Origin of the sequence: Ornithinimicrobium cryptoxanthini, assembly GCF_023923205.1 — a bacterium.
In the GTDB taxonomy this organism is placed as follows: domain Bacteria; phylum Actinomycetota; class Actinomycetes; order Actinomycetales; family Dermatophilaceae; genus Ornithinicoccus; species Ornithinicoccus cryptoxanthini.
The window spans coordinates 1833377-1856742 of the sequence record NZ_CP099490.1 but is presented as its reverse complement, the minus strand read 5'-3'; the positions used below and the strand labels follow the sequence as shown (position 1 = coordinate 1856742).

The 23366-nt window shown below is 69.3% G+C and carries 25 protein-coding genes, 1 tRNA gene and 1 riboswitch; of the genes, 6 read left to right on the top strand and 20 right to left on the bottom strand.

Annotated features, from left to right (window positions below; translation table 11 throughout):
- Nucleotides 1-92 precede the first annotated feature (92 nt).
- Nucleotides 93-788 carry a helix-turn-helix transcriptional regulator gene (locus NF557_RS08550; protein ID WP_252623797.1) on the bottom strand — a complete coding sequence of 232 codons (696 nt, stop codon included), beginning with the start codon at nt 786-788 and terminating at the stop codon, nt 93-95.
- A 54-nt stretch (nt 789-842) separates the two neighbouring features.
- Here NF557_RS08550 and NF557_RS08545 point away from each other — a divergent pair, with 54 nt between their 5' ends.
- The 4 genes from NF557_RS08545 to NF557_RS08530 all read left to right on the top strand — a co-directional run bounded on the left by NF557_RS08545 (nt 843) and on the right by NF557_RS08530 (nt 5619).
- On the top strand, nt 843-1145 hold the full coding sequence (locus tag NF557_RS08545; RefSeq protein ID WP_252623794.1) for a DUF2249 domain-containing protein: 303 nt from the start codon (nt 843-845) through the stop codon (nt 1143-1145).
- A 111-nt stretch (nt 1146-1256) separates the two neighbouring features.
- Nucleotides 1257-1817, top strand: a complete 561-nt coding sequence (locus tag NF557_RS08540) for a hemerythrin domain-containing protein (protein ID WP_252623791.1) — start codon at nt 1257-1259, stop codon at nt 1815-1817.
- On the top strand, nt 1814-2896 hold the full coding sequence (locus NF557_RS08535; RefSeq protein ID WP_252623789.1) for a hypothetical protein: 1083 nt from the start codon (nt 1814-1816) through the stop codon (nt 2894-2896). Before NF557_RS08540 ends, NF557_RS08535 begins: the two co-directional genes overlap by 4 nt.
- 59 nt (nt 2897-2955) lie before the next feature.
- Entirely contained in the window at nt 2956-5619 is a 2664-nt protein-coding gene (locus tag NF557_RS08530; RefSeq protein WP_252623786.1) for a multicopper oxidase domain-containing protein, read from the top strand.
- Between the two features lie 3 nt (nt 5620-5622).
- Here the strand turns inward: NF557_RS08530 and NF557_RS08525 are convergent, their stop codons facing one another.
- The 3 genes from NF557_RS08525 to NF557_RS08515 form a co-directional block, all read right to left on the bottom strand.
- Nucleotides 5623-6243 carry an L-threonylcarbamoyladenylate synthase gene (locus tag NF557_RS08525; protein WP_252623775.1) on the bottom strand — a complete coding sequence of 207 codons (621 nt, stop codon included), beginning with the start codon at nt 6241-6243 and terminating at the stop codon, nt 5623-5625.
- 31 nt (nt 6244-6274) lie between these two features.
- Nucleotides 6275-7204 carry a GNAT family N-acetyltransferase gene (locus NF557_RS08520; protein ID WP_252623772.1) on the bottom strand — a complete coding sequence of 310 codons (930 nt, stop codon included), beginning with the start codon at nt 7202-7204 and terminating at the stop codon, nt 6275-6277.
- A gap of 147 nt (nt 7205-7351) precedes the next feature.
- Nucleotides 7352-7774 (bottom strand): OsmC family protein, encoded by a 423-nt coding sequence (locus NF557_RS08515; RefSeq protein WP_252623771.1) that lies wholly within the window; start codon nt 7772-7774, stop codon nt 7352-7354.
- Nucleotides 7775-7792: 18 nt separating this feature from the next.
- On the opposite strand from NF557_RS08515, the gene NF557_RS08510 reads away from it, so the two are divergent.
- Entirely contained in the window at nt 7793-8374 is a 582-nt protein-coding gene (locus NF557_RS08510; protein ID WP_252623768.1) for a histidine phosphatase family protein, read from the top strand.
- Between the two features lie 27 nt (nt 8375-8401).
- Here NF557_RS08510 and NF557_RS08505 read toward each other — a convergent pair whose 3' ends face one another.
- From NF557_RS08505 to clsA, 11 genes are all read right to left on the bottom strand, one after another.
- On the bottom strand, nt 8402-9892 hold the full coding sequence (locus tag NF557_RS08505; protein WP_252623766.1) for a glutamate-cysteine ligase family protein: 1491 nt from the start codon (nt 9890-9892) through the stop codon (nt 8402-8404).
- Between the two features lie 96 nt (nt 9893-9988).
- The gene (gene gcvP / locus NF557_RS08500; protein WP_252623765.1) at nt 9989-12808 is read right to left on the bottom strand and encodes an aminomethyl-transferring glycine dehydrogenase; all 2820 of its coding nucleotides are present in this window, start codon (nt 12806-12808) and stop codon (nt 9989-9991) included.
- Between the two features lie 51 nt (nt 12809-12859).
- Nucleotides 12860-12949: riboswitch (glycine riboswitch) on the bottom strand.
- Between the two features lie 51 nt (nt 12950-13000).
- Nucleotides 13001-13579: a MerR family transcriptional regulator gene (locus tag NF557_RS08495; protein ID WP_370584447.1), complete on the bottom strand. Its 579-nt coding sequence runs from the start codon at nt 13577-13579 to the stop codon at nt 13001-13003.
- A 53-nt stretch (nt 13580-13632) separates the two neighbouring features.
- Nucleotides 13633-14127 carry a bifunctional nuclease family protein gene (locus NF557_RS08490; protein ID WP_252623764.1) on the bottom strand — a complete coding sequence of 165 codons (495 nt, stop codon included), beginning with the start codon at nt 14125-14127 and terminating at the stop codon, nt 13633-13635.
- Nucleotides 14128-14137: 10 nt separating this feature from the next.
- A complete protein-coding gene (gene ftsR / locus NF557_RS08485; RefSeq protein ID WP_252623762.1) occupies nt 14138-14914 on the bottom strand; it encodes a transcriptional regulator FtsR in 777 nt (258 codons plus the stop codon).
- The gene (locus tag NF557_RS08480; protein ID WP_370584134.1) at nt 14911-15363 is read right to left on the bottom strand and encodes an FHA domain-containing protein; all 453 of its coding nucleotides are present in this window, start codon (nt 15361-15363) and stop codon (nt 14911-14913) included. Before NF557_RS08480 ends, ftsR begins: the two co-directional genes overlap by 4 nt.
- Before the next feature lie 26 nt (nt 15364-15389).
- Complete coding sequence (gene gcvH / locus NF557_RS08475; RefSeq protein WP_252623759.1) at nt 15390-15779, bottom strand: glycine cleavage system protein GcvH; 390 nt, start codon at nt 15777-15779, stop codon at nt 15390-15392.
- 41 nt (nt 15780-15820) lie between these two features.
- A complete protein-coding gene (locus NF557_RS08470; protein WP_252623756.1) occupies nt 15821-16942 on the bottom strand; it encodes a DUF881 domain-containing protein in 1122 nt (373 codons plus the stop codon).
- Nucleotides 16943-16945: 3 nt separating this feature from the next.
- Nucleotides 16946-17278, bottom strand: coding sequence for a small basic family protein (locus NF557_RS08465; RefSeq protein ID WP_252623753.1), 333 nt, complete (start codon nt 17276-17278; stop codon nt 16946-16948).
- Nucleotides 17275-18138, bottom strand: a complete 864-nt coding sequence (locus NF557_RS08460) for a DUF881 domain-containing protein (protein WP_252623748.1) — start codon at nt 18136-18138, stop codon at nt 17275-17277. The genes NF557_RS08465 and NF557_RS08460 overlap by 4 nt, the downstream gene beginning before the upstream one ends.
- The gene (gene clsA / locus NF557_RS08455) at nt 18135-18740 is read right to left on the bottom strand and encodes a cardiolipin synthase ClsA (protein WP_252623745.1); all 606 of its coding nucleotides are present in this window, start codon (nt 18738-18740) and stop codon (nt 18135-18137) included. Before clsA ends, NF557_RS08460 begins: the two co-directional genes overlap by 4 nt.
- Nucleotides 18741-18869: 129 nt before the next feature.
- Here clsA and NF557_RS08450 point away from each other — a divergent pair, with 129 nt between their 5' ends.
- Nucleotides 18870-19358: a VOC family protein gene (locus NF557_RS08450; RefSeq protein WP_252623742.1), complete on the top strand. Its 489-nt coding sequence runs from the start codon at nt 18870-18872 to the stop codon at nt 19356-19358.
- Between the two features lie 116 nt (nt 19359-19474).
- Here the strand turns inward: NF557_RS08450 and NF557_RS08445 are convergent.
- From NF557_RS08445 to cmk, 5 genes are all read right to left on the bottom strand, one after another.
- Nucleotides 19475-19548, bottom strand: a tRNA-Pro gene (locus tag NF557_RS08445).
- Nucleotides 19549-19770: 222 nt separating this feature from the next.
- A complete protein-coding gene (gene der, locus NF557_RS08440) occupies nt 19771-21240 on the bottom strand; it encodes a ribosome biogenesis GTPase Der (RefSeq protein WP_342454515.1) in 1470 nt (489 codons plus the stop codon).
- Nucleotides 21241-21242: 2 nt separating this feature from the next.
- Nucleotides 21243-21722, bottom strand: a complete 480-nt coding sequence (locus NF557_RS08435) for a SufE family protein (protein ID WP_252623737.1) — start codon at nt 21720-21722, stop codon at nt 21243-21245.
- A complete protein-coding gene (locus tag NF557_RS08430; protein ID WP_252623734.1) occupies nt 21722-22591 on the bottom strand; it encodes a sulfurtransferase in 870 nt (289 codons plus the stop codon). Before NF557_RS08430 ends, NF557_RS08435 begins: the two co-directional genes overlap by 1 nt.
- On the bottom strand, nt 22588-23319 hold the full coding sequence (gene cmk, locus NF557_RS08425; protein WP_252623731.1) for a (d)CMP kinase: 732 nt from the start codon (nt 23317-23319) through the stop codon (nt 22588-22590). The genes NF557_RS08430 and cmk overlap by 4 nt, the downstream gene beginning before the upstream one ends.
- Nucleotides 23320-23366: the final 47 nt, after the last annotated feature.

Below are 23366 nucleotides of genomic sequence, written 5' to 3'. Positions count from 1 at the left end.
AGTGGTGTGCACACGCCGTGGCGGTGGATGCCGTGGTGGTGTGGACGCCAGGCCCCTCCCACCTACTACGTGGTGTCATATTGTGCCGTGTCTCAGGGCCGTAGGTGCAACCGACATGCTCCCGGTTCGGCGAAGGGCAGGAGCTCGACCCCCACGCTCGAGGCGCCGGCCTGGTCCAGCGCTCCCTCGACCAGTCCCTGGTGGACCTGACAGATCACCTCGGGCATCTCCTCCGCCAGCTCCAGCAGCGGGCAGGTCCGGAGCGCTATCCCCTCCCCCGGGTTGGTGGCAGGAGGAGGGACCGGTGTGAAACCGAGTCGGGCCAGCAGTTGCATGATCATGCCTGCGGGGTCAGCGCGGCCCGGGCCCGCATCGTCACCGAGCTGACGGCCCCAGGCTCGACCGATCTCGCGGGCCTCGTCGGAGGGGTTGTCCGACCTCGATGCGAGATAGGTCGCGAAGGCCGTGGTCAGGCCGCGGTACTCCGCGAACGCGGGGTCGTTGACTCGGGGCACGGCGCGCCCCTCGTCGGTGATGGAGTAGCGGTGGGCCGGTCGCCCCCGACCCACGGAGGCCACCGTCTCCATCCGCACCAGACCTGCCTCGGTGAGCTCCTGCAGGTGGGCCCGCACAGTGTTGGCGTGCAACCCGATGACCGCCACCAGCTCGGCGGTCGTGACCGGCCCCACCTGCTCGGTCAGAGCCGCCAGAACCCGCTCGGCGGGCGACTGATCCGTCGCACCAGACGGGCGCCAGGGCTCGGGTCCGAGCCGGTTCGATTTCTTCACATTGTGAGTGTAATAATACTTGAGTCACAACCGCAAACCCCAGGAGAACCCACCATGACCAGCGAGATTCCCGTCCAGGACGTGTCCGGCCAGTCCGCCTCTGCCTGCACCTGCGGTGAGCACGACCATGACGTCCCCGAGCTTGACGTCCGCGCCATACCGCACGCGATCCGCCACGCCACCGTCTTCGGGGCACTGTCCGCGGTCAAGGTCGGCGGCGCTCTCGACCTGGTGGCTCCGCACGACCCCAAGCCGCTGCTCGCCCAGATCAACGACCGCGAGAGCGGTGCCATCGACGTCGAGTACCTCGTGCCCGGCCCCGAGGCCTGGACCCTGCGACTGACCCGCACGCGCTAGGTCGCGTCCACCGGACGCTCACGTCCGTCCCCCGGCCGCGGCATCGTCCGCAGATCGCCGCGCAGCCCTGCCCCGCGAAGCCACCGCCCGCACAGACCAAGGAGTGTGCCCATGTGTTCCTACTGTGGCTGTCAGTCGATCACGGTCGTCGGCCGGTTCATGGCTGAGCACGACGAGATCATCAATGCGACAGGTCTGATGGTGCGGGCGGCCCAGGCCGGGGACGCAGCGGAGGTCCGGGCCACCGCGGAGGTCGTGGCCCGGTTGCTGCACCCGCACACCCAGGCCGAGGAGGTCGGGCTGTTCAGCGTCATGCGCGAGCAGGAGGAGTTCACCGACCACATCGACGTGCTGTGCGGAGAGCACACCACCCTCGACGAGCTGCTCGAGGTGGTCGTCGGCGGTGCCTTCGCACGGGCGCCAGAGTTTGAGCTCGCTCTCCGGACCCACATCGACAAGGAGGACAACGGCCTGTTCCCGGCTGCCGCGATGTCGCTCGCCGGTGCGGAGTGGGAACGGGTGGACGCCTCGACACCTCCCCCGCAGGCACCCTTGACCGATGGCCGCGGACACCTCCTCGGGGGCGGGCACGAGCACCCCCACGACCACCCGCACGAGCACGACCACGGGCACTCGCACGACAACGGCCACTCGCACGAGCACCACCCGTGACCCGACCCACCCGGTTCCTGCTCCTGGCCGGCGGCGGCATCAGCATGCTGGCCGGCCTGAACGCCGCACTCCTGCTGCTCGGTCTGCCCGCACCCGTGACCCTCGACCGTCTGCCGGATGTGCACGGCATGCTCATGGTGCTCGGCTTCCTCGGCACCGTCATCGCCCTGGAGCGGGCGCAGGCACTGCGCAGGCTGTGGGGGGCCCTCGCCCCTGGGCTCCTCGGAGCCGGCGGTCTGGCCCTGATCAGTCCTGCACCCCTGGTTGTCGGCCAGGTCCTTCTGGTCCTGGGCTGCCTGGCGCTGGTCGCGGTCTATGCCGCGCTCTGGCAACGGGCGCACGAGGTGACTGTCCTGGTCCAGCTGCTCGGCGGCATACTCGCGGCCGGTGGTGCGGCCCTGTGGCTGCGCACGGACGTCGGGGCTGTGCTCCCCTGGCTGGTCGCCTTCCTGGTCCTGACGATCGCGGCCGAGCGTGCCGAGCTCGCTCGCCTGGCCATGCCCAGGGGCGCGGGTGAGCAGCTGATGGCCCTGTCTCTCCTGCTGACCGCCGCGGTCGCGACCTCACTGATCTGGCCAGCCGTCGGAGGGCCGTTCTTCGGGCTCTCCCTGCTGATCCTGACCGCCTGGCTGGCACGGCACGACGTGGCCAGACGGTTCATCAACGGCACCGGCCTGCCGCGCTTCAGCGCAGCAGCGCTCCTGGCCGGCTACGGCTGGCTGGCCGTCGCGGGGAGCCTGTGGGCCCTCGGCGCGGTCCCCGGCGCCGGCGGTGGGCTGCTGGCCAACCACCCGACGGCCTATGACACCGTCGTGCACGCCACCTTCCTGGGCTTCGCCATGTCGATGGTGATGGCTCACGCGCCCGTGATCCTGCCTGCGGTGCTCTCCGTAAAACTGCCCTACCGCCCACTGCTCTGGGCACCGCTGGTGGTGTTGCACACCGGAATGCTGCTGCGCGTCGGTGGCAACCTGCTCGGCGGCGCCAGCCCGGTGGCCTGGCAGTCCGGCTCCGTCCTGACCATCGTCGCGGTGCTCCTGCTCGCGATCTGCGCGATCTATCTGGTGGCAACCTCATGAGTCTGACGACGTCCCCCCGTCCCGCGCCCTCCGGCCGTCAGGCACGAGGCAGGTGGCCGATGCGCGACCACCCGAGCCTGCTCTGGATGGTCCTGGCCGTCGTCGTCGCGGCGATCCACCAGTGGGTGCCGGACGCGACGTGGCTGATGGTGCACCTCGTCCTGCTCGGGGCGCTGACCCATGCCATCTTCGTGTGGAGCACCCACTTCGCCCAGGCGCTGCTGAAGACTCCTGACGAGCTGGACTCCCGATCCCACCAGAACCGCCGCCTCGTGCTCCTGCTGGTCGGCACCTCGGTCGTCCTGGTCGGCGTGCCCACCGCCACCTGGTGGCTCGTCGTGGTCGGGGCCAGCCTGGTGTCGGTCGCAGTCATCTGGCACGCGCTGATGCTGCGGCGCCGACTGCGGCACGCCCTGCCGGGACGGTTCCGGATCACCCTGCGCTACTACCTGCTGGCCGCGGTCTGTCTGCCGCTCGGCGCCGCCTTCGGGGCCACGCTGGCCCTCGGTCTCAGCCAGAGCTGGCACGAGCGGCTGCTGGTCGCCCACATGATGACGAACCTGCTCGGGTGGGTCGGACTGACCGTCACCGGCACCCTGATCACGCTCTGGCCGACCATGTTGCGCACCCCGATGGACACCCGGGCCGAGTCGCTGGCCACCCAGGCCCTGCCCCTGCTCGCGACCGCGCTGGTGATCCTCAACGCTGGCGCCTTTGCGGGCTTGCGCTGGGTGACGGTCGCTGGCCTGCTGGTGTATGCCGCAGGCCTGGTGTGGTGGGGCCGTGCCCTGTGGCGGCCCGCCCGTCGGCGCCCGCCGCGTGAGTTTGCCACGGCTTCCGTGGGCTCAGCCCTGGTCTGGCTTGCCGTGGGGATCGCCGTCACGACCTGGCTCGTCGCACGGGGCCCGGTCTCGGACTCGGTGGGTCTGCTGGCCTCGATCTTCGTCGTCGGCTTCGCCGCCCAGCTGCTCACCGGGGCCCTGTCCTATCTGATGCCCGTCGTCCTCGGCGGGGGCCCGTCCTTGGTCCGCATCCCGCAGGCCTGGTTCAACAAGCTGGCCGCGCTGCGCCTGGTGGTGATCAATGTCGGACTCCTGCTGTGCCTGCTGCCGGTGCCCAGTCTGGTGCGCGTGACCGTGTCCGTGCTCGTGCTGGCGGCCTTGGCTTGCTTCATCCCCCTGATGATCGCCGCGATCGTCAGTTTTGTCCGGGCCCGCCGGGCGGCCGCCGACAGTCCGCCCGCGGTGCCGGTGCGCCAGCCCGGCACCCCTGTCGAACGCCCTGCGTCGGCGCTGACCGTCGCCCAGTCGGTCGGTGGCGTCTCCGCACTCCTGGTGGCGATCACGATCGGCGTCGGGCTGGACCCCGTCGCCGCCGGTCTCAGCAGCACCACTCCGACATCGGCGGCCCAGGCCCAGGGGGTGGTCGCGACCGGCGAGACCACGCGGGTCGAGGTCTCTGCCGACGGCATGTCCTACACCCCGTCGAGCATCACCGTGCCCCTCGGCAACCGTCTGGTCATCGACCTGGTCAACAACGACCCGTCCACCACGCACGACCTCGTCCTGGGCGACGCCAAGACCCCGCGACTGGGCCACGAGGAGCGCGCCGAGGTCGTCATTGACGTCGTCACCGGCCCGATGGACGGCTGGTGCACCGTCGTGGGCCACCGGCAGATGGGGATGACCTTCACGGTGCAGACCGAGGGCGCACCCGCGGGCACGTCGGCCGACAGCCCCAGCGGTCCCAGCGGCGACACCCAGGGCGACCTGCACGGCGGTCCGGCGGGCTCGGCCCCCGCCGCGCCGATCCTCACAAATGACCCCCCACCGGTCCTGGCACCGATCGACCCCGTGCTGGCGCCAGCCCCTGAGGGCACCCTGCACAAGGTCACCTTCACGGCCCAGGAGGTCGCGCTGGAGGTCGCGCCCGGCGTGTGGCAGAAGCGGTGGACCTTCAACGGGACGGCCCCGGGCCCCACGCTGCGCGGCAAGGTCGGTGACGTCTTCGAGATCACCCTCGTCAACGACGGCACGATGGGCCACTCCATCGACTTCCACGCCGGGTCGCTGGCGCCGGACCGTCCGATGCGCACCATCCCCCCGGGTGAGTCCCTCGTCTATCGCTTCACAGCCACGCACTCGGGCATCTGGATGTATCACTGCTCGACCATGCCGATGTCCAGTCACATCGCGGCGGGCATGACCGGTGCGGTGATCATCGACCCGCCCAACCTCCCGGAGGTCGACCACGAATATCTCCTGGTGCAGTCCGAGGTGTATCTCAGCGAGGTCGCCACGTCGGCCGACGACGCCACCGAGGTCAGTGCCGACAAGATCGTCGCCGAGCGCCCCGACCTGGTCGTCTTCAACGGCATCGCCAACCAGTATGACGAGCACCAGCTCGAGGCCGGGGTCGGTGAGCGGGTGCGGATCTGGGTGCTGGACTCCGGTCCAAACCGCGCCAGCAGCTTCCACGTGGTCGGTGGTCAGTTCGACACCGTCTATGAGGAGGGCCGCTGGGTCCTCGGCGGGCCGGACGGCGCAGGCTCGGACAGTGCCGACGGTGAGGGCACCGGCAGCGCTCAGGCACTGGGCCTGCAGCCGGCCCAGGGCGGTTTCGTGGAGCTCGTGCTCCCGGAGGCCGGGCACTATCCGTTGGTGTCACACGTGATGGTCGATGCGGAGCGCGGTGCCCACGGGGTCCTGCGGGTCACCGAGTAGCGGTCAGCTGAACTGTGCGGGATCCCCTGCGCCCTGCCGCACCACCTCGGGGTAGCCCTGCGAGAAGTCGATCACCGTCGTCGGCTCGTGGCCGGTCGCATCACCGTCGATCACGATGTCGACCTGACCGTCGAGTCGCTCCTTGATCTCCCAGCCGAAGGTCAGCGGCTCCTCGTCACCGGGCAGCAGCAGCGTGCTGGAGAGCATCGGTTCGCCCAGCTCCGCAAGGATGGCCTGGGTGATCCGGTGCTCCGGGATCCGCACCCCCACGGTGCGCTTCTTGGGGTGCAACAACTTCTTGGGCACCTCGGGCGTGGCCGGCAGGATGAAGGTGAACGGCCCAGGTGAGGCGGCCTTGACCGCCCGGAACACTGCGTTGTCGAGCTGCACGAACTGCCCCAGCTGTGCGAAGTCGGCACAGACCAGCGTGAAGTGGTGCTTGTCGTCCAGCTTGCGGATGTCGATGATCCGGTCCCTGGCCGAGCGGTTGCCCAGCTCGGCCCCCAGCGCATAGCAGGCATCGGTGGGGTAGGCGACCAGTCCGCCCTCGCGCAGGGTGTCGACCACCCGGCTGACGAGACGGGGCTGCGGGTCCACGGGGTGGATGTCGAGGAAGGTGGCCATGCCTCACAATAGCCACGCGGGGGCGGCACCGTCAGCGGCGCAGTGCCTCCCGCTGATAGGACGCCGTGGTCTTGCTGAGCACAAAGCCCGCCTTCTCATAGAGCCGGGTGGCCCCCGTCGGGCTGTGGGAGTCCACGTCGAGCGAGATCGACTCATATCCTTCCGCGCGACCGATCGTGCGGAGGAGGGCAGCGTGCGCCAGCCCGCGACCGCGCGCTGCGGGAACGGTGCCGACCAGGTTGACGTAGGCCTCCCCCGCAACCCACTGGCCGACCATCACGTAGGCGAGGACACTGCCGTCCGCGTCCAGTGCGAGGGTGGACAGGGCCGGGCGGTTGGAGCGTGCGGTCCAGCTGTCGGCCCAGCGCTCGGGCGTGGTCGGTCCCGACCCCCAGTGGTCGCGGAAGGCCTCGTTGTGGGCCAGGCGGGTGGCTTCCTGGTGCTCGTCGGTGGGCGACACCAGCAGCGCGTCCACCTCGGGCACGTCCACCGTGGCAGGCAAGAGCTGCTTCATCTCGTTCCACCACCGCACGGGCCGGTAGCCTCGGTGCTCCAGCATGGGCCGCACCGAAGCGCCCTCCAGGTTGCCTGACGCACCCCAGAGCTGGCGCGCACCTGGATGACGCTGGTCGCCCAGCTCGACTGCGCGCGCCTCCATCCGGTCCATCAGCGCCCGGCCGAGGCCCCGCCCCCGGTGATCAGGGTGTATGCCGCCGCCCAGGTGGGCCACCACGTCACCCTGGTGGTCCTGGCGCAACCGCAGCTGGCCATAGCCGACGAGCTGCTCCGCCTGCCACAGCGTCCACGAGTCCAGCTCCGACGTGAACCCGTGCTCGGTCAGCTCCTCGGCCAGGTCCTCCGGCTCATAGAACTCCTCGGTCTCGTCCACGCGCGCCAGAAGGTTGGTCAGCTCGGCCCAGGCGGGCACGTCCTCGGTGCGGAGGTGTCCCCAGGTGGTCATGCCCAAAGTATCCGGGTCCGCATCTCTGCCTTCAACCTGTTTAGGCCGTCCCGCCCGTCCCGCCGGAGGGGCGCGGGAAAAGGTAGGCCAGCACACCGAGCCCGAGCACCACCGCGTCGCTGAGTCCGAGGCGGCGCGCGAGCTCTGTCAGGTGATGACGTAGTCCACCGGCGTGGGGAGCTGGACGGTGCGCGAGACGGTGCACAGCCGGTCCCGCGACTTGGCCACCGCGTCCGGGAGCCGGGTGCGAGCGGCGTCTCCCTCGGGTCCGGCTGGGAACCGCGCGGTGAAGGTGATCCTCACCTCGCCGAGGTGGTTCCCCTCGTGGTCACGCAGCTTCTCCGCCTCTGCTGCGACGTCGAACTGGGTCGGCTCGGCCAGTCGCGTGGTCAGGTAGTCCACGTCGATGGCGGAGCAGCCTGCGATCGCGGTCAGCAGCAGCTCCACCGGCGTGAAGTCTGCCGACTGCCCCTCCCCGAAGGTGAGCCGGCCCCCTCTGGGGTTCTCGGCCTCGTAGTCACGCTCCCCCGTGCGGGTCAGGGTGATCTTCCGCAGGTTGTCATCGCTCATACGCACTAGCCTGCCAGAATGACGCAGCGACTGATCCTGGTCCGGCACGGAGCGACCGAGTGGTCGGAGTCCGGTCAGCACACTGGCCTGACCGACCTGCCCCTGCTGCCCTCCGGCGAGGAGGGAGCCCGAGCGTTGCGGCCGCTGCTGGCGCGGTTCGACATCGCCCATGTGCGGTCCTCACCTCTGCAACGAGCTCTGCGCACGGCAGAGCTGGCCGGTCAGCGGGTCGACACCGTGGACCCTGATCTCGTCGAGTGGGACTACGGCGCCGCCGAGGGCATCAGCACCGCGCAGATCCGCGCTGAGACCGGCACTGCCTGGAGCGTCTGGCGTGACGGTGTGCAGCCCGGACGGACACCCGGAGAGACCGTCGAGGAGGTCGCGGCCCGGGCCAGCCGGGTGCTGGCGAACGTCAGCCACCTCGAGGGTGACGTCCTGCTCTTCGGTCACGGCCAGTCGCTGCGGATCCTGACGGCGGTCTTCCTGCGCACCGAACCCCGGTTTGGCGCGCACCTGACCTTTGAGACCGGAGCGGTCGGCATCCTGGGACACCACCGGGAGGATCCGGTCATCGAGGGGTGGAATATCCTCGCCTGACAGGCGGGGTGGGAGGCCGGTGCCGTCCTAGCCGGGGAGCTCCCAGGTGTGCACCGGCCGGTTCTCGTCCATGTTCTCGATGTAGAGCGCAAACATCTTGTGCAGCGCGGTGGGACGGTCATCCCCCTGCTCCTCGAAGTGCTCGGTGCAGGCCACCTGCCAGGACGAACCGTTCTGACCCGACCGGCACCGCTCGGCGATGACCTCCAGATAGTGCGCCCGCACCTCCTTGCGCAGCCCCAGGCCGGCCAGCCCCTCGTCGGCCAGCGGCAGCAGGTGCTCGGCGACCAGCTCGGTCACCGGCAGCTTGCCGAGCCCGGGCCAGGCCAGCGAGGAGACGATGCCGTGGCGGGCCGCCTGCTCGAAGTTGTCCTCGGCGTCGCTGAACGGCATCTTGGTCCAGATCGGGCGCCCGCTGCTGGTCAGCTTCTCGAGCAGCCCGTAGTAGAAGCACGCGTTGGCCACCATGTCGATCACCGAGGGGCCGGCGGGCAGGACCCGGTTCTCGACGCGCAGGTGCGGCACGCCGCGCACGTTGTCATAGATCGGCCGGTTCCAGCGGTAGACGGTCCCGTTGTGCAGCCGTAGCTCCCCGAGGGTGGGGACCTCCCCAGACTTGTAGACCGCGACCGGATCCTCCTCGGTCTGCTCCGGCAGCAGCGCCGGGAAGCAACGGACGTTCTCCTCGAACAGGTCGAAGATCGAGGTGATCCAGCGGTCGCCGAAGTAGGCCCGGGGGCGCACGCCCTGGGCCTTGAGCTCCACGGATCGGGTGTCGACCATCTGGCTGAACAACGGGATCCGCGTCTCGGCCCACAGCCGCCGGCCGAACAGGTATGGCGAGTTCGCGGCGAGGGCGACCTGCACCCCGGTGATGGCGGAGGCCGCGTTCCAGTACATCGGGAAGTCCTGCGGGGTCACCTGCTGGTGCAGCTGCACGGAGGTGCACCCCGACAGCGGTCCGATCGTCTCGAAGTAGCCCGAGACCCGCTCGCCGGTCGGGCCCTCGATGTCCAGCTCCAGGCCCTCTCCACGCTCGGCGAGGATCGCGTTGTTCAGCGCGGTGTAGCGCACGCCGAGGCTGAGCCACTCGTCGTCAAACAGGTCCTGCATCAGGGTCGGCAGGATGCCGACAGCAGTGACCTGCGCCCCGTGGACCCGGGCAGCATCCCCAGCGCGGCGCAGGGACTCGTTGAGCCAGCGCTCCAGACGCACCGCCTGGTCGCCGGCCATCGGGCGCGGCGGCACGTTCATCTCGATGTTGTAGCGGCCGACCTCGGCCTGGAAGTCGAACTCGGTCCCCTCGAGGTCCGCGAGGACCACCTCGTTGATAAGAGCAGGGTCAAGGGCGCTGTCGACCAGGTTGAGCTCGATCTCCAGACCCATCTGCGGGCGGGTGAAGTCGAACCGGCTCTGCTCGAGCATGTGCTCGAAGATGTCGAGCGACTGCAGCACCTTGTGCCGGTAGGCCTGCCGGTCCTCACGGCTGAACGCAGCAGAACTGACTTCCTGTCCCATATGGCGCCTCCTGACGTTGAAGACAGACTAGTCAGACGCAGACAGGTTGTGCCTGCCGGACACGTCCGGCAGGCACAACCTGACAGGCTCGAAGGCTCAGTCCTCGAACGCCTCGGGTGGCGGACAGGAGCAGACCAGGTTGCGGTCTCCGAAGGCGCCGTCGATGCGCTTGACCGGCGGCCAGTACTTCCCGGCTGCACCCCCAGGGAAGGCCGCGGCCATGCGGTCGTACGAGTGCTCCCACTCCCCCGCCAGCTCCAGCGCTGTGTGGGGGGCACCGCGCAGCATCTCGCGGGCACCCTCGTCGTCCATCTCGCGGCGGATCGCGATCATCGCGTCGATGAAACGGTCCAGCTCGCCCAGGTCCTCGCTCTCGGTCGGCTCCACCATCAGGGTGCCGGCGACAGGAAAGCTCATCGTCGGGGCATGGAACCCGTAGTCGATCAGGCGCTTGGCCACGTCGTCGACGGTGACTCCGGTCTCCTTGGTGAGGCCGCGCAGGTCGAGGATGCACTCGTGGGCCACCAGGCCGTTCTTGCCGGCATAGAGCACCGGGTAGTGCTCACCGAGGCGCTTGGCGACGTAGTTGGCGTTGAGCACGGCAACCTCGGCCGAACGGGTCAGGCCCGCGCCGCCCATCAGGCGCACGTAGGCCCACGAGATGGGCAGGATGCCTGCCGAGCCGTAGGGTGCCGCCGAGATGGCACCGACGCCGGACTCGGGGCCGGCGCTGCTGTCCAGCGGGTGGTTGGGCAGGTGGGGGGCCAGGTGCTCACGCACCGCAACCGGACCGACACCGGGGCCGCCGCCGCCGTGCGGGATGCAGAACGTCTTGTGCAGGTTGAGGTGCGAGACGTCGCCGCCGAACTCGCCCGGACGGGCCAGTCCCATGATGGCGTTGAGGTTTGCGCCATCGACGTAGACCTGGCCTCCGGCTTCGTGCACCAGCTCGCACAGCTCGCTGATCGTCTCCTCGAAGACGCCGTGGGTCGAGGGGTAGGTGACCATGATGGCCGCCAGCTCCTCGCGGTGATTGTCGATCTTGGTCCGCAGGTCGTCCATGTCGATGTCGCCGCCAGGGGCGGTCTTGACCACGACGACCTTGAGCCCGGCCATGACCGCGCTGGCGGCGTTGGTGCCGTGGGCGCTCGCCGGGATCAGGCAGATCCTGCGGGCTTCATCGCCCTGGGCCAGGTGGTAGGCGCGAATGGCCAGCAGGCCTGCGAGCTCGCCCTGGGAGCCGGCGTTGGGCTGCAGGCTGACCGTGTGGTATCCGGTGATCTCGGCCAGCCACGACGCCAGCTCGCTGACGATCTGCCGCGACCCGACCGTCTGGTCGTGCGGGGCAAACGGGTGCAACGAGGCAAACTCCGGCCAGGTGATCGACTCCATCTCGGTCGTGGCGTTCAGCTTCATCGTGCAGGACCCGAGCGGGATCATGCCGCGGTCGAGGGCGAAGTCCTTGTCGCCGAGGGCCTTGATGTAACGCAGCATCTGCGTCTCGCTGCGGTGGGTGTTGAAGACCGGGTGGGTCAGGTAGTCACTGGTCCGGGAGAACGTTGGGTCCCAGGCGGGACCCTCAGCTCCGGGAGCGGTCGGGGCCTCGACCCCGAAGGCACGCAGCACCTTGTCCAGGTCAGCCCGGGTGATCGACTCGTCGGTGCTGAGCAGCACGTGCTCGGGGTCGAGCGGCCAGAGGTTGACGCCCTCGGTGAGGGCGGCGGAGACAACCGCCGCGGAGTCGGCTCGGACCGTCAGCGTGTCGAAGAAGTTGGTCGTCACCACCTCCACTCCTCCGGCGACCAGCGCGTCGCGCAGGTAGCGTGCGCGGCCGTGCACGAGCTCGGCGATGCGGCGCAACCCGTCGGGACCGTGCCACACGGCATACATGCTGGCCATCACGGCCAGGAGCACCTGTGAGGTGCAGATGTTGGAGGTCGCCTTCTCGCGCCGGATGTGCTGCTCACGGGTCTGCAGGGCCAGCCGGTATGCCGGAGCGCCGCTGGCATCCCTGCTCACCCCGACGAGGCGGCCGGGCATGGTCCGCTCCAGCCCCGCGCGCACGCTCATGAAGCCCGCGTGGGGGCCTCCGAAGGCCATCGGGACGCCGAACCGCTGGGTGGTGCCGACGGCCACGTCGGCACCCCACTCCGCCGGTGCCCGCAGCACCGTCAGGGCGAGCAGGTCCGCGGCCGCGGTGACCAGCCCGCCGCCGGCGTGCACGGTCTCGGCGAGGGCGGACCAGTCGCGGATCTCTCCGTCGGCGCCGGGATACTGCACGATGGCCCCGAAGACGGGCCTGCCAGCAGCCAGCGCCTCTGGATCGGACAGGTCGCCGGTGACCACCTCGATGTCGAGGGACTGCGCACGGGTGGCCAGGACGGCGGCGCTCTGCGGCAGGAGGTGCTCGTCGACGAGCAGGACCGCGTCGTCGCCGAGCTTGGTGCCGCGACGCATCAGGGTCATCGCCTCGGCCACCGCGGTGCCCTCGTCCAGCAAGGAGGCACCCGCCGTGGGCAGGCCGGTCAGGTCGGAGACGACGGTCTGGAAGTTGAGCAGCGCCTCGAGCCGGCCCTGGGAGATCTCCGGCTGGTAGGGCGTGTAGGCGGTGTACCACGCAGGGTTCTCGAGGATGTTGCGACGCACGACGGGCGGTGTCTGGGTGCCGTAGTAGCCCAGACCGATCATCGAGGTGACGACGGTGTTCTGGCTAGCGACCTCGCGCAGCTCGGCGATGACCGCCTGTTCGGACTCGGCCGGTTCGATGTCGAGGGCTGCGCCGGTGCGGATCCGTGGGGGCACCGCGGCGTCCACCAGAGCCGCGAGGCTGGGGTAGCCGACGGTCTCCAGCATGGTGGCGACGTCGTCGTCGCGGGGGCCGATGTGACGGCTCGCGAACTCCGGAAGCGTTGACATGAGGGCTCCTTCTGGTGCGCCCCCTCTGTCCGGTGACCCGTTCAGAGTTGCCTCGGCCGCGCGTTCCTGGCGCCTGAGAGCTTGGCGGGGAGATTGCCCCTTCGGCGCCTCACAGCGTGAGGACTCTCACGCGCGGGTTCAACAGCAGTGCCGAGTCTAACCAGAAAGGTGCCGACCCGAGAGGTCTGCGGTTCAGCTGCTCTTGCGGGCGCGCCGGCGCTGCGAGAGCTCATCGTCGCCTGCGCCGGGTGCCTCAGCCTTCTCGCTGGGCATGGAGGCCAGGGTCCCCTCTACCTCGCGCCACACGCTTCCGACGGCGATGCCGAAGACGCCCTGTCCGCCGCGGACCAGGTCGATGACCTCGTCGTCGGAGGTGCACTCATAGACGCTGGCGCCGTCGCTCATCAAGGTGATGTGCGCCAGGTCCTGCACCCCTCGCTCGCGCAGGTGGTTGATGGCGACCCGGATCTGCTGCAGGGAGACCCCCGCGTCCAGCAGCCGCTTGATGAGCTTGAGGACCAGGATGTCGCGGAAGCTGTAGAGACGCTGGGTGCCCGACCCGCTCGGGTTGCGCACGGACGGCTCCAGCAGCCCGGTCCGGGCCCAGTAGTCCAGCTGTCGGTAGGTCACCCCGGCCGCGCTGCACGCGGTCGGACCGCGGTAGCCGATGCCCTCCTCGAGCGCTGGCACGTCGGAGGTGAACAGCAACCCCTGCTCCGGCGACGCGGGATCCTGCGGGCCGCGCACTTCGGCTCCTGTGCCCACTGGCAGTCCTCCTAGACTACGTTGGTGTGATTCGACGGTAGGCGTAGTTGCGCCCTGGGTCAATCACCGCCACGCGGTGGGTCGTCCTGTCCTTCGTCAAAGTCCTCTGCCGACACCTGGTCCAGGAACTCGCGGAAGCGCTCCACCTCGTCCTCGTCATCGACAGCCATCGCCACGCCGGCGGCGTCCAAAACGTCCTCGGCAGCCAGGATCGGCGTCGCGGCTCGCAGCGCGAGGGCGATGGCGTCCGAGGGCCGGGCCGAGATCTCGATCGTGCCGTCAATGACCAGGACCGCATAGAAGATGTTGTCCTCGAGCCTGGTGATCCGCACCTCGTCCAACCGGTGACCCAGATCCTCCAGGACGGTGACCATCAGGTCGTGGGTCAGCGGTCGCGGTGCCTGCACGCCCTGCTGGGCGTAGGCGATCGCAGTGGCCTCGGGCGCGGCGATCCAGATCGGCAGGTAACGCTGGCCATCTCGTTCCCGCAACAGCACGATGGGGTTGTTGGTCGGCATCTCGACGCGCACACCCAGGACGTCCAACTCCTTCACGCACCCCAGGCTACTGCGTCTGACCCAGACCTGCCCGCACGAGGGCCACGTGGAGGGCGAGGGTGTGGGCGATGATCTCCGTCTCGAGCGCCTCCGGGTCAGCCTCGGGCACCCCTCGGGCTCGCCGACGGCGGACCGGCTCGAGGATCTGCTGGGCCAGGCTCACCTCCCGGTCGGCGGCGACCCGAAAGAGGCGCAGGTGGCGTGGTTCCAGCCCGTAGGCCGCCAAGGCGGTGCACTCCCGGGCGACGTCCAGGTCGTCGGCCGGGTGGCGGCCCGAGGAGTCGAGCCGGATCAGTCCGAAGGCCTTGAGCTGGGTGTAGGCCGCCAGGTCCAGCCCGGTGTGCTCGCGCAGCTCGAGCGGGGTCAGCCGGATCGCTCGTCGGCGCCGCAGCTGGGCGGCCGTCGGCAGCCGGGGCGCGGCACTGGCAGAGGTGTCGGTGGCCGCGCTGCCGGCCGGGCCGTCGCCGGTCCCGGCCTGGTCCTCGGTGCCCGGTGCCTCGGCATACTCGTTGGTCGATCGCTCCGGAGTCTGGAGGTCCACCCCCAGGTCCATCCGGTCCAGGGCTGCCTTGATGACCTTCAGCGGCCAGAACTTGTCTCGCTGGGCCCGCAGCACGAAGCGGAGGCGCACCACATCGTCAGGGGCGAAGGCACGCTGACCCGACTCTCGGCGCTGCGGCAGCACCAGCCCCTCAGTCTCGAGGAATCGGATCTTGGAGACGGTGAGATCTGGGAACTCCTGCTGCAGCTCGCGCAGCACCTGTCCGATCGTGAGCAGACTCACTGCCGCCCAAGATAGAAGACCAGCCGGAACTTCCCGATCTGGACCTCGTCCCCCGGCTCCAGCGTCTGCTGGTCGATCCGCTCACGGTTGACGTAGGTCCCGTTCAGCGACCCGATGTCGCGCACCTCATAGCCGGAGCCCGATCGCGCGAAGACCGCGTGCCGACGCGAGACGGTGACATCGTCCAGGAAGATGTCACTGCTCGGATGCCGTCCAGAACTGACCTCCTCGGCGTCGAGCAGGAAGCGCGCGCCGGTGTTGGGTCCGCGCAGGACGATCAGCAGGGCCGTGCCCGGCAAGAGCGCATCGACCGTGCGCTGGTCGGCGTCGGACAGCCGCGGCAGGTCCTCGTCGAAGGAGTAGCCCTGCGCCGGCAGGTCGGCCCCCGGGGGCAGGTTGGCTGTCGGGTCCACACCGGACCCGTAGTGCTCACGCTCCCTGTCGCTCACAAAACCTCCTCGTTTCGACCGCCAGCCTAGTTGACCTGCTCCCGGTAGGCGCCCGCATCCAGGAGCCCGTCGAGGTCCGCCTCGTTGGCCAGCTTGATCTCCATCATCCAGCCCTCACCGTAGGGGTCGGAGTTGAGCAGTTCGGGGGTGGCGTCGAGCGCCTCGTTGACGGCGACGACCTCACCGGCGAGCGGTGCGTAGATGTCACTGACGGACTTGGTCGACTCCACCTCGCCGCAGGCGTCACCCACGGCCAGCTCATCGCCGACGGCCGGAAGGCTGGCATAGACCACGTCGCCCAGCGCGTCCTGGGCGTAGGACGTGATGCCGACCCGGACCACGCCCTCTCCCTGGTCCCGGATCCACTCGTGGTCGCTGGTGTAGCGAAGGTCCTCGGGGTACTCAAGTTCGCTCATGTCTTCCAGTCTCCTCATCGAAACGTTCCGTGGTGCCGACCCTACTCTGACGGGACGGGGCGAGCGTAGCGAGGCTCGCCCGTGATCTTCAAGGAGTCGATGAGCAGCGACTCACCCTCCACGATCTGCACGTCACCACCGATGCCGCGCACGCTGTCGGTGAAGCCGCCGGGGATCGCCATCGCGCCGGAGAGGGTGTGCGAGTCGCCGATCGCGAGGATGCGGAAAGGTGCCTCCACGATCTGCCCGTCCACCGTCAGCTGCCCGTCCTCGGTCCCGATCCAGGTGTTCGCGACGACCCGCACGGTGCCGAACTGGATGGCCTCTGCTCCGGCGTTGCGCAGCTCCTGCATGACGTCGATCATCATCGTCGGAGTGAACCCGCCCTCTGGTGCCGACACACTCATCGTGATGCCTGGTCCGATGACCGGCACCGACCCGGCAAGGATCTGGTTGCTGGTCAGGCGTGCCTGGGCGGCCTCCGCTGCCTCGACACCCGACCCCTGCTCCAGGGTGCGCCGGTCGGCTTCCAGGAGCCGGATCTCCTCCTCGAGCGAGTCGGCCCGCTCGCTCACGTCGTCGAGCAGCGCCACCAGCTCGGTCTCGGAGAGGTCCTGCAACCCGCCGCCCTGCGCGTTCTGCACCTGAGCGACCAGGGCAAACCCGACTGCGAGCGTCATCAGCGCAGCGAGCACGTTGCCGGTGCTGATGCGAGGCTTGAGCAGACGTTCGAGGCGGCGCCACGCGTGGCGCGTGGAGACCGGCATGTTGCCGCCTTCTGCCGCTGGCGTGGCGGGATCGTCGTCGACCGGGCCGGCATCGACCGGAGCGGCAGCAGCGGTCTCGGTCGGGATCTCGTATGCCGCATCTCCTGCTGGCGGGACATCGCCCGGCTCGTCACCGTCCGGGGCAGCATCGCTCGGTGTGGCATCGCTTGGGGTGGCATCGCTCGGTGTGGCATCGCTCGGTATGGCATCGCTTGGGGTGGCATCGTTTCGCTGGTCCATGCCTGGTGACTCGACCGCCGGTTCGTCGGCGGTCGAGTCGCTGACCACCTCAGCAACAGGTGGCTGGCCGAGGTCGATCGCGACGTCCGGAGCTGAGCGGACGGGCGGCGGTCCCTGCCGGCGCACCGCCCGGCGCTTCTTGCGGGGCTGTGCCACGGGCTAGGCCCCCATGAGGTGGCGCCGGATGGCGGCGACGTTCGAGAAGATCCGCAGCCCCAGGACGACCACGACACCCGTCGAGAGCTGTGCTCCGACCCCCAGCTGGTTGCCGAGCAGGACGATCACAGCGGCGACGAGCACGTTGGACAGCACCGACACGACGAAGACCTTGTCGTTGAAGGCACCGTCCAGGGCAGCACGAACACCGCCGAACACCGCGTCAAGGGCAGCGATCACGGCGATCGGCAGATAGGGCTCGAGCCACAGGGGCACGGTCGGCGACAGGAACAGCCCGATAAAGACGCCCGCCAGCAGGCCGATGAGAGGGATCACGAACTGTCCTCCGTTGTCATGCTGTCGTCCGGCACACGCGCGACCCGCGTGCTGAGCCGGGCCGCTGCCGGCACGGTGATGTCATCGTCTGCAGCAACGTCGACCACGATCCTGAACTCGGACCTGAGGTCGCTGAGATAGGTGCCCGTGTCACCCGAGGTCAGCTCGGCCATCAGCTGTGCCTGCGGGCCGATGGCGCTGATCACGTAGGGGCGCGCCAACCCCTTGTTGTCGACGACGATGGCCTTGCCCGCAAACCGGATCGTCGAGGTCGAGGTCAGCCGGAGGTCGTTGATCGAGATCGCCTCGGCGCTGTTGGCCCAGAGTCCGTTGACGATGAGCTGCACGTCTCGGGAGAGCACCCGCTCGCCCTCCTGCGCATCCGCCGAGAGCGGCGGGTCGTTGAGCGTGACCACAACTCCGGGTCCGACCAGTGCCGCGGCCCCCGCGTTGATCGACGCCGCGCGCGCAGCAGCGGGGTCAGGTTGCGCGGCCAGCTGCGAGGCCTGCAGCGCCGCCACCTCGGTCCGCAGCACATCGATCTCAGCAGCCCGCTCGTCACCCAGCAGGTCGGCGGCCTCGACTCGCTCCCGCAGTTCGCTCTCCGCCGTGCCGTCGTCGAGGGCGGGGGTGCGCAACGTCTGCGCCGACACCGTGAGCAGGAAGCCCAGCGCCACTGCCGTCACGAGCAGGAGCCAGCTCTTGCCCCCGGTGCTCCGCGGCAGCCCACTGAGCTCGCGCGTCTCAGCCCAGGAGCTGTATCCCGGGTCGAGCGGTGGGTCCATCACCTCGCGGAGGAGAGCCATCGACTCCGCGGGGTCCCGATCGGGGTCGACGACTCGGTTGCGTAGGAACCTCACGCATCCACCGCCTGCCACTGTCTCCGTCGTTGGCCGAGCATATCGCTGACCTGCCACGCATAGAGCAGCCCGCCCAGCCAGTAGAGCCCCGTGCCCCACCAGGCGAAGGCCCAACCAACCGGCAGGGCGACCGTGCCGAGCCAGGAGTCGAAGCTGCCCAGCAGCAGCAGGGGAAAGGCATAGATGAGGTTGAAGGTGGCGGCCTTGCCGATGAAGTGCACCGGGGGCACCGGAAGGCCGTAGGAGCGCACCGCGGGATACATCCCGAGGATGAAGGCGTCGCGAGCGACCAGCAGTGCGACCAACCACCACGGGATGATGTCGCGCCAGGCCAGGCCGAAGAGGGTCGAGGCGATGTAGAGCCGGTCGGCGATCGGGTCGAGATATTGGCCCAGCGTCGTGACCAGGCCATAGTGACGGGCGATCTTGCCGTCGAGGTAGTCGGTAATCCCCGATCCCATGAGCACCAGGAGCGCCAGCACGTCCTGCTCGGTCAGGATGGCCCACAGGAAGATGGGGACTCCAGCCACGCGCAGCATGGACAGCACATTGGGCACGTTGAGCGCGTTCTGACCACCCCCGTGCCCCTGCCTCTTGCTCACGGGAGACAGCCTACGGCCGTGGGCGCAGATAGTCCGACACGGCGCGCACCGATGAGATCAGGCGGGAGAGTCGGTCTGAACCTTAGGCACCGCACCCGCGGCGTCACCGATCTGGCAAGGAGCCCACACATGCTACCGGTCACCACCTGTCTGTGGTTCAACACCGAGGGCGAGGAGGCAGCCACCTTCTATGTCTCCCTGGTGCCGAACTCGCGCATCACCAAAGTCACGCACTACACGGTCGAGACGCCGTCGCCCAACCCGGTCGGCAGTGTGTTGACCGTGGACTTCGAGCTCAACGGCCAGCGTTTCCAGGCCCTCAACGGAGGACCGGAGTTCCCCTTCACCGAGGCGGCGTCCCTGGTCCTGGCCTGCGACGACCAGGAGGAGGCCGACCGGCTCTGGGAGACGCTGGGGACGGGTGGCGAGTTCGGTCCCTGTGGCTGGCTCAAGGATCGGTTCGGCCTGTCCTGGCAGATCTATCCGAGCGAGCTGGACGAGCTGTTCGAGGACCCCGACCCTCAGCGTGCGGCCGCTGCGATGCGCACCATGCTGTCGCAGTCCCGCATCGATGTCTCCGAGATCAAGAGCGCGATGGAGGCGGCAGTCCGCACCTGACGGCTCTTGAGGTGCCTGACCACGCGCTGCGTGCCGGACCAGCACGGGCATCGGCGGACAGTTCAGAGGCCGTCCCAGATGTTCTGGAGACGGCCTCTGACCTGCACGTTCCTCGGTCGGGCTGACAGGATTTGAACCTGCGACCCCTTGACCCCCAGTCAAGTGCGCTACCAAACTGCGCCACAGCCCGAGTGCTCGTGAGCGACCTGAACCTTATCCCATGATCCGCCCGACAAAGTAATCCTGACTATGTGCTGGGACCACCGGGTGCGACCACCCCTTGCCCAGCGCGGTGACCAACTGCATGGATCCTTCACAGGAATGCCGACCGGAGCGTGAAGGATGCGTCCAACTGCACGCCGGAAGGTGACGCGAGTGACCTGTGGGTCGCAGACGGCGCCACCACCAGCGACTAACGCCGACGCCGCTCCCGGACTCGCACGGAGATCTCGATGGGACTGCCCTCAAAGCCGAACTCCTCGCGCAGGCGGCGCTCGAGGAAGCGCCGGTAGCCGTGCTCGATAAAGCCGCTGGCGAAGACCACGAAGCGCGGTGGCCGGGTGTCTGCCTGGGTGGCAAACAGGATCCGTGGCTGCTTGCCTCCACGCACGGGATGCGGGTGGGCCGCGACGATCTCACCCAGGAAGGCGTTGAGCCTGGCGGTCGTGATGCGGCGGTCCCACGACTCCAGTGCCGTCGTCAGCGCCGGGACCAGCCTGTTGGTATGCCGGCCGGTCAGGGCGGACAGGTTCACCCGCGGTGCCCAGGTGACCTGGACCAGCTCTCGCTCGATCTCACGCTCCAGGAAGTGCTGGCGCTCCTCGTCGACCTGGTCCCACTTGTTGTAGCCGATCACCAGAGCCCGCCCAGAGTCGATCACCTGCTGGATCACCCGGATGTCCTGCTCGGCGATGGCCTCCGAGGCGTCCACCAGCACGACCGCCACCTCAGCCTTCTCCAGCGCAGTCTGGGTGCGCAGGGACGCATAGAAGTCAGCGCCCCGGGTCTGGTGCACCCGGCGCCGGATCCCGGCCGTGTCCACGAAGCGCCACGGCTGACCACCCAGCTCGATGAGCTCGTCCACCGGGTCGCGGGTGGTGCCGGCCACGTCGTCGACCACGGCGCGTTCCTCACCGGCCAGCTTGTTGAGCAGGGAGGACTTGCCGACGTTGGGTCGCCCCAGCAGGGCCACCCGGCGCGGGCCGCCACGCGGATAGGCGCCGGCGACCGTCGTGCTGTCCGGCAGCTCGGCCAGGACTGCGTCGAGCACGTCACCGCTGCCCCGACCGTGCAGGGCCGAGACCGGCCACGGCTGCCCTAGGCCCAGGGACCACAGCGCGGCGGCCTCAAGCTCGGCCTTCTGGTCGTCGACCTTGTTGGCCACGAGCACGACCGGCTTGCCCGAGCGGCGCAGCAGTCGGACCACGCTCTCGTCCGTGTCGGTCGCCCCGACCCGTGCGTCGACGACGAACAGGACGACGTCCGACAGCGCGACCGCGACCTCAGCCTGCTCGGCCACGCGCAGGTGGATGCCGGTCGCATCGACCTCCCAGCCGCCGGTGTCGACGACGGTGAACCGGCGTCCGGACCACTCCGCGTCATACGCCACCCGGTCCCGGGTCACACCAGGGACGTCCTCCACGACCGCCTCGCGACGGCCCAGGATGCGATTGACCAGGGTCGACTTGCCGACGTTGGGCCGTCCGACGACGGCCACCACGGGGCGGGTCGCGGCCTCGGCCTGCTCCGCCGCCTCGGCTCGGCGTCCCTCGACGAGCGCGAGGTCCTCCTCGCTGAGCTCAAAATCGTCCAGGCCGGCCCGCAGGGCGTTCTCCACCGAGGGGTCGAGGACCGCACCCCCCTCGCCGTTGCTGTCCGACACGGTCACTGCCTCTCGTCGATGCTGATGTGAGCGCGCACCTGGCGCTTGATCCGGCCCAGCATGCCCACCATCCCACGCATCCGCAGCGGGGACACGGCCTCGGCGAGGCCGAAGCGGAAGGGTGCCTCGTCGGGCACCGCAAGGACCTCCTCGGCGGGCAGGCCGTCGAGGCTCTCGTGCAGGATGCCGGCGAAGCCGCGCGTGGTCGGTGCCTCAGGCGGGGCGGACAGGTGCAGGTGCACCGCCCGTTCCCCCTCCGGATCGACCTCGACCGCGAGGAAGACCGGCGACTGGCACTCGTCGACCTTCTCCATCTCGTCCAGCCGGCCGGCATACCGCTCCGGCAGGTCCGGCAGGTCGTTGGCCAGCTCTAGCAGGAGCTGGAGGCGGTCCCGCTCGGCAAGCGCGTGGAACTCCCCCGCCAGCTCGGCCATGGCCTCGGGCAGGTCGTCGGTGCGGTCCGATGCTGCGAACTGCGCCATCAGCGCTCCACGGGGACGCCGACGGAGTTGCCCCACTCGGTCCAGGACCCGTCATAGTTGCGCACCTTCTCGAAGCCGAGCAGGTGGGTCAGGACGAACCAGGTGTGGCTGGAGCGCTCTCCGATGCGGCAGTAGGCCACCACGTCGTCGGACGGCGCCAGTCCCTGCTCCTGCTGATAGAGCTCCTCCAGCTCCGCGCGGGTCTTGAAGGTGCCGTCCTCGTTGGCCGCCCTGCCCCACGGCACCGACTTCGCACCCGGGATGTGCCCGCCGCGCATGGCACCCTCCTGGGGGTAGTCGGGCATCGAGAGCAGCTCACCGGAGAACTCACCGGGCGAGCGCACGTCCACCATCGGCTGGCCCAGGTGCTCGACCACGTCCTGCTTGAAGGCACGGATCACCGAGTCGTCGCGCTCGATGACGGGGTAGTCGGCGGGGTCCACGTCGGGGATCTCGGTGGTCATCTCACGCCCCTCCGCGAGCCACTTGGCGCGGCCGCCGTCGAGGATGCGGACGTCCTCGTGCCCGAACAGCGTCATCACCCACAGGGCGTAGGTCGCCCACCAGTTGCTCTTGTCCCCATAGATCACCACGGTCGTCTCGCGTCCGATGCCTCGCTCCCCCATCACCTGGGCGAAGCGCTCACCGTCGACGTAGTCGCGCGAGAGCTGGTCGTTCAGATCCAGGTGCCAGTCCAGCTTGCGTGCGCCGGGGATATGGCCCGTGTCATAGAGCAGGACGTCCTCGTTGGACTCGAGCACGACCAGGTTGTCGTCACCGAGGTGCTCGGCAAGCCACTTGGTGCTCACCAGCCGCTCAGGGTGGGCGTATGCCGCCAGCTTGGTCTGCGAGTCCGTCTGGGTGCTCATCGGTTGCCTCCGGTGTCTGGGGTGTGGACAGGGGTGTAGGGGGCCGCGCCCGCCGCGACGGTGTCGAGCACGGCTGCCACTGACTGTGCGAACGTCAGCTCGGAGGTGTCGATTCCCACCACTCCCGGCGCGGGCTCGAAGAAGGCCGAGACGGTGGAGTCTGCGGCGTCGCGGCCCACGACCTGGGCGCGGGTGGCCTCGATCGCGCCGGCGTCGTCGGTCTCGAAGAGCTCCCTGGCCCGGCGGGCGAGTCGTGCCTGCTCCGAGGCCGTGAGCAGCACGCGGTGCTCGGCGTCGGGGGCGATCACCGTCGTGATGTCCCGGCCCTCCACCACGATCCCGGCGCCGTCGCGACGGGCGTGCGCGATAACCTGCCGCTGCTGGTCGCGCAGGCTCGCACGGACTCCAAGGTTCGTGGCGACGTGGAAGACCTGCTCCGAGATGTCCGTGGTGCGGATGTCGGCGCTGATGTCCCGCCCGTCCACCTGCACCGTGGGCCGGTCGGGGTCGGTGCTGATCTGCAACGGGAAGCCCTGCGCGGCCCAGGACACTGCTTCGGCGTCGGTCAGGTCGATGCCCCGGTCCAGGCACCACCAGGTCAGGGCGCGATACATCGCGCCGGTGTCGAGGTAGGCCAGGCCCAGGCGACGGGCGACCTCCTTGGAGACGCTGGACTTGCCAGATCCACTGGGCCCGTCGATGGCGATGGTGATGGGGTTGTCGGGCACCGGACCAGCCTAACGGCCCGGGCGGAGCTGATCGTCCGCCCGGGTGG

Bases quoted from the DNA above. Each gene is read 5' to 3' on its own strand.
- NF557_RS08450 (WP_252623742.1), top strand. From the start codon at position 18,870: ATGCTACCGGTCACCACCTGTCTGTGGTTCAACACCGAGGGCGAGGAG.
- NF557_RS08435 (WP_252623737.1), bottom strand. From the start codon at position 21,722: ATGGCGCAGTTCGCAGCATCGGACCGCACCGACGACCTGCCCGAGGCC.
- gcvH (WP_252623759.1), bottom strand. From the start codon at position 15,779: ATGAGCGAACTTGAGTACCCCGAGGACCTTCGCTACACCAGCGACCAC.
- NF557_RS08430 (WP_252623734.1), bottom strand. From the start codon at position 22,591: ATGAGCACCCAGACGGACTCGCAGACCAAGCTGGCGGCATACGCCCAC.
- NF557_RS08520 (WP_252623772.1), bottom strand. From the start codon at position 7,204: ATGACCACCTGGGGACACCTCCGCACCGAGGACGTGCCCGCCTGGGCC.
- NF557_RS08545 (WP_252623794.1), top strand. From the start codon at position 843: ATGACCAGCGAGATTCCCGTCCAGGACGTGTCCGGCCAGTCCGCCTCT.
- NF557_RS08530 (WP_252623786.1), top strand. From the start codon at position 2,956: ATGCGCGACCACCCGAGCCTGCTCTGGATGGTCCTGGCCGTCGTCGTC.
- NF557_RS08505 (WP_252623766.1), bottom strand. From the start codon at position 9,892: ATGGGACAGGAAGTCAGTTCTGCTGCGTTCAGCCGTGAGGACCGGCAG.
- NF557_RS08525 (WP_252623775.1), bottom strand. From the start codon at position 6,243: ATGGCCACCTTCCTCGACATCCACCCCGTGGACCCGCAGCCCCGTCTC.
- gcvP (WP_252623765.1), bottom strand. From the start codon at position 12,808: ATGTCAACGCTTCCGGAGTTCGCGAGCCGTCACATCGGCCCCCGCGAC.
- NF557_RS08540 (WP_252623791.1), top strand. From the start codon at position 1,257: ATGTGTTCCTACTGTGGCTGTCAGTCGATCACGGTCGTCGGCCGGTTC.
- NF557_RS08510 (WP_252623768.1), top strand. From the start codon at position 7,793: ATGACGCAGCGACTGATCCTGGTCCGGCACGGAGCGACCGAGTGGTCG.
- NF557_RS08515 (WP_252623771.1), bottom strand. From the start codon at position 7,774: ATGAGCGATGACAACCTGCGGAAGATCACCCTGACCCGCACGGGGGAG.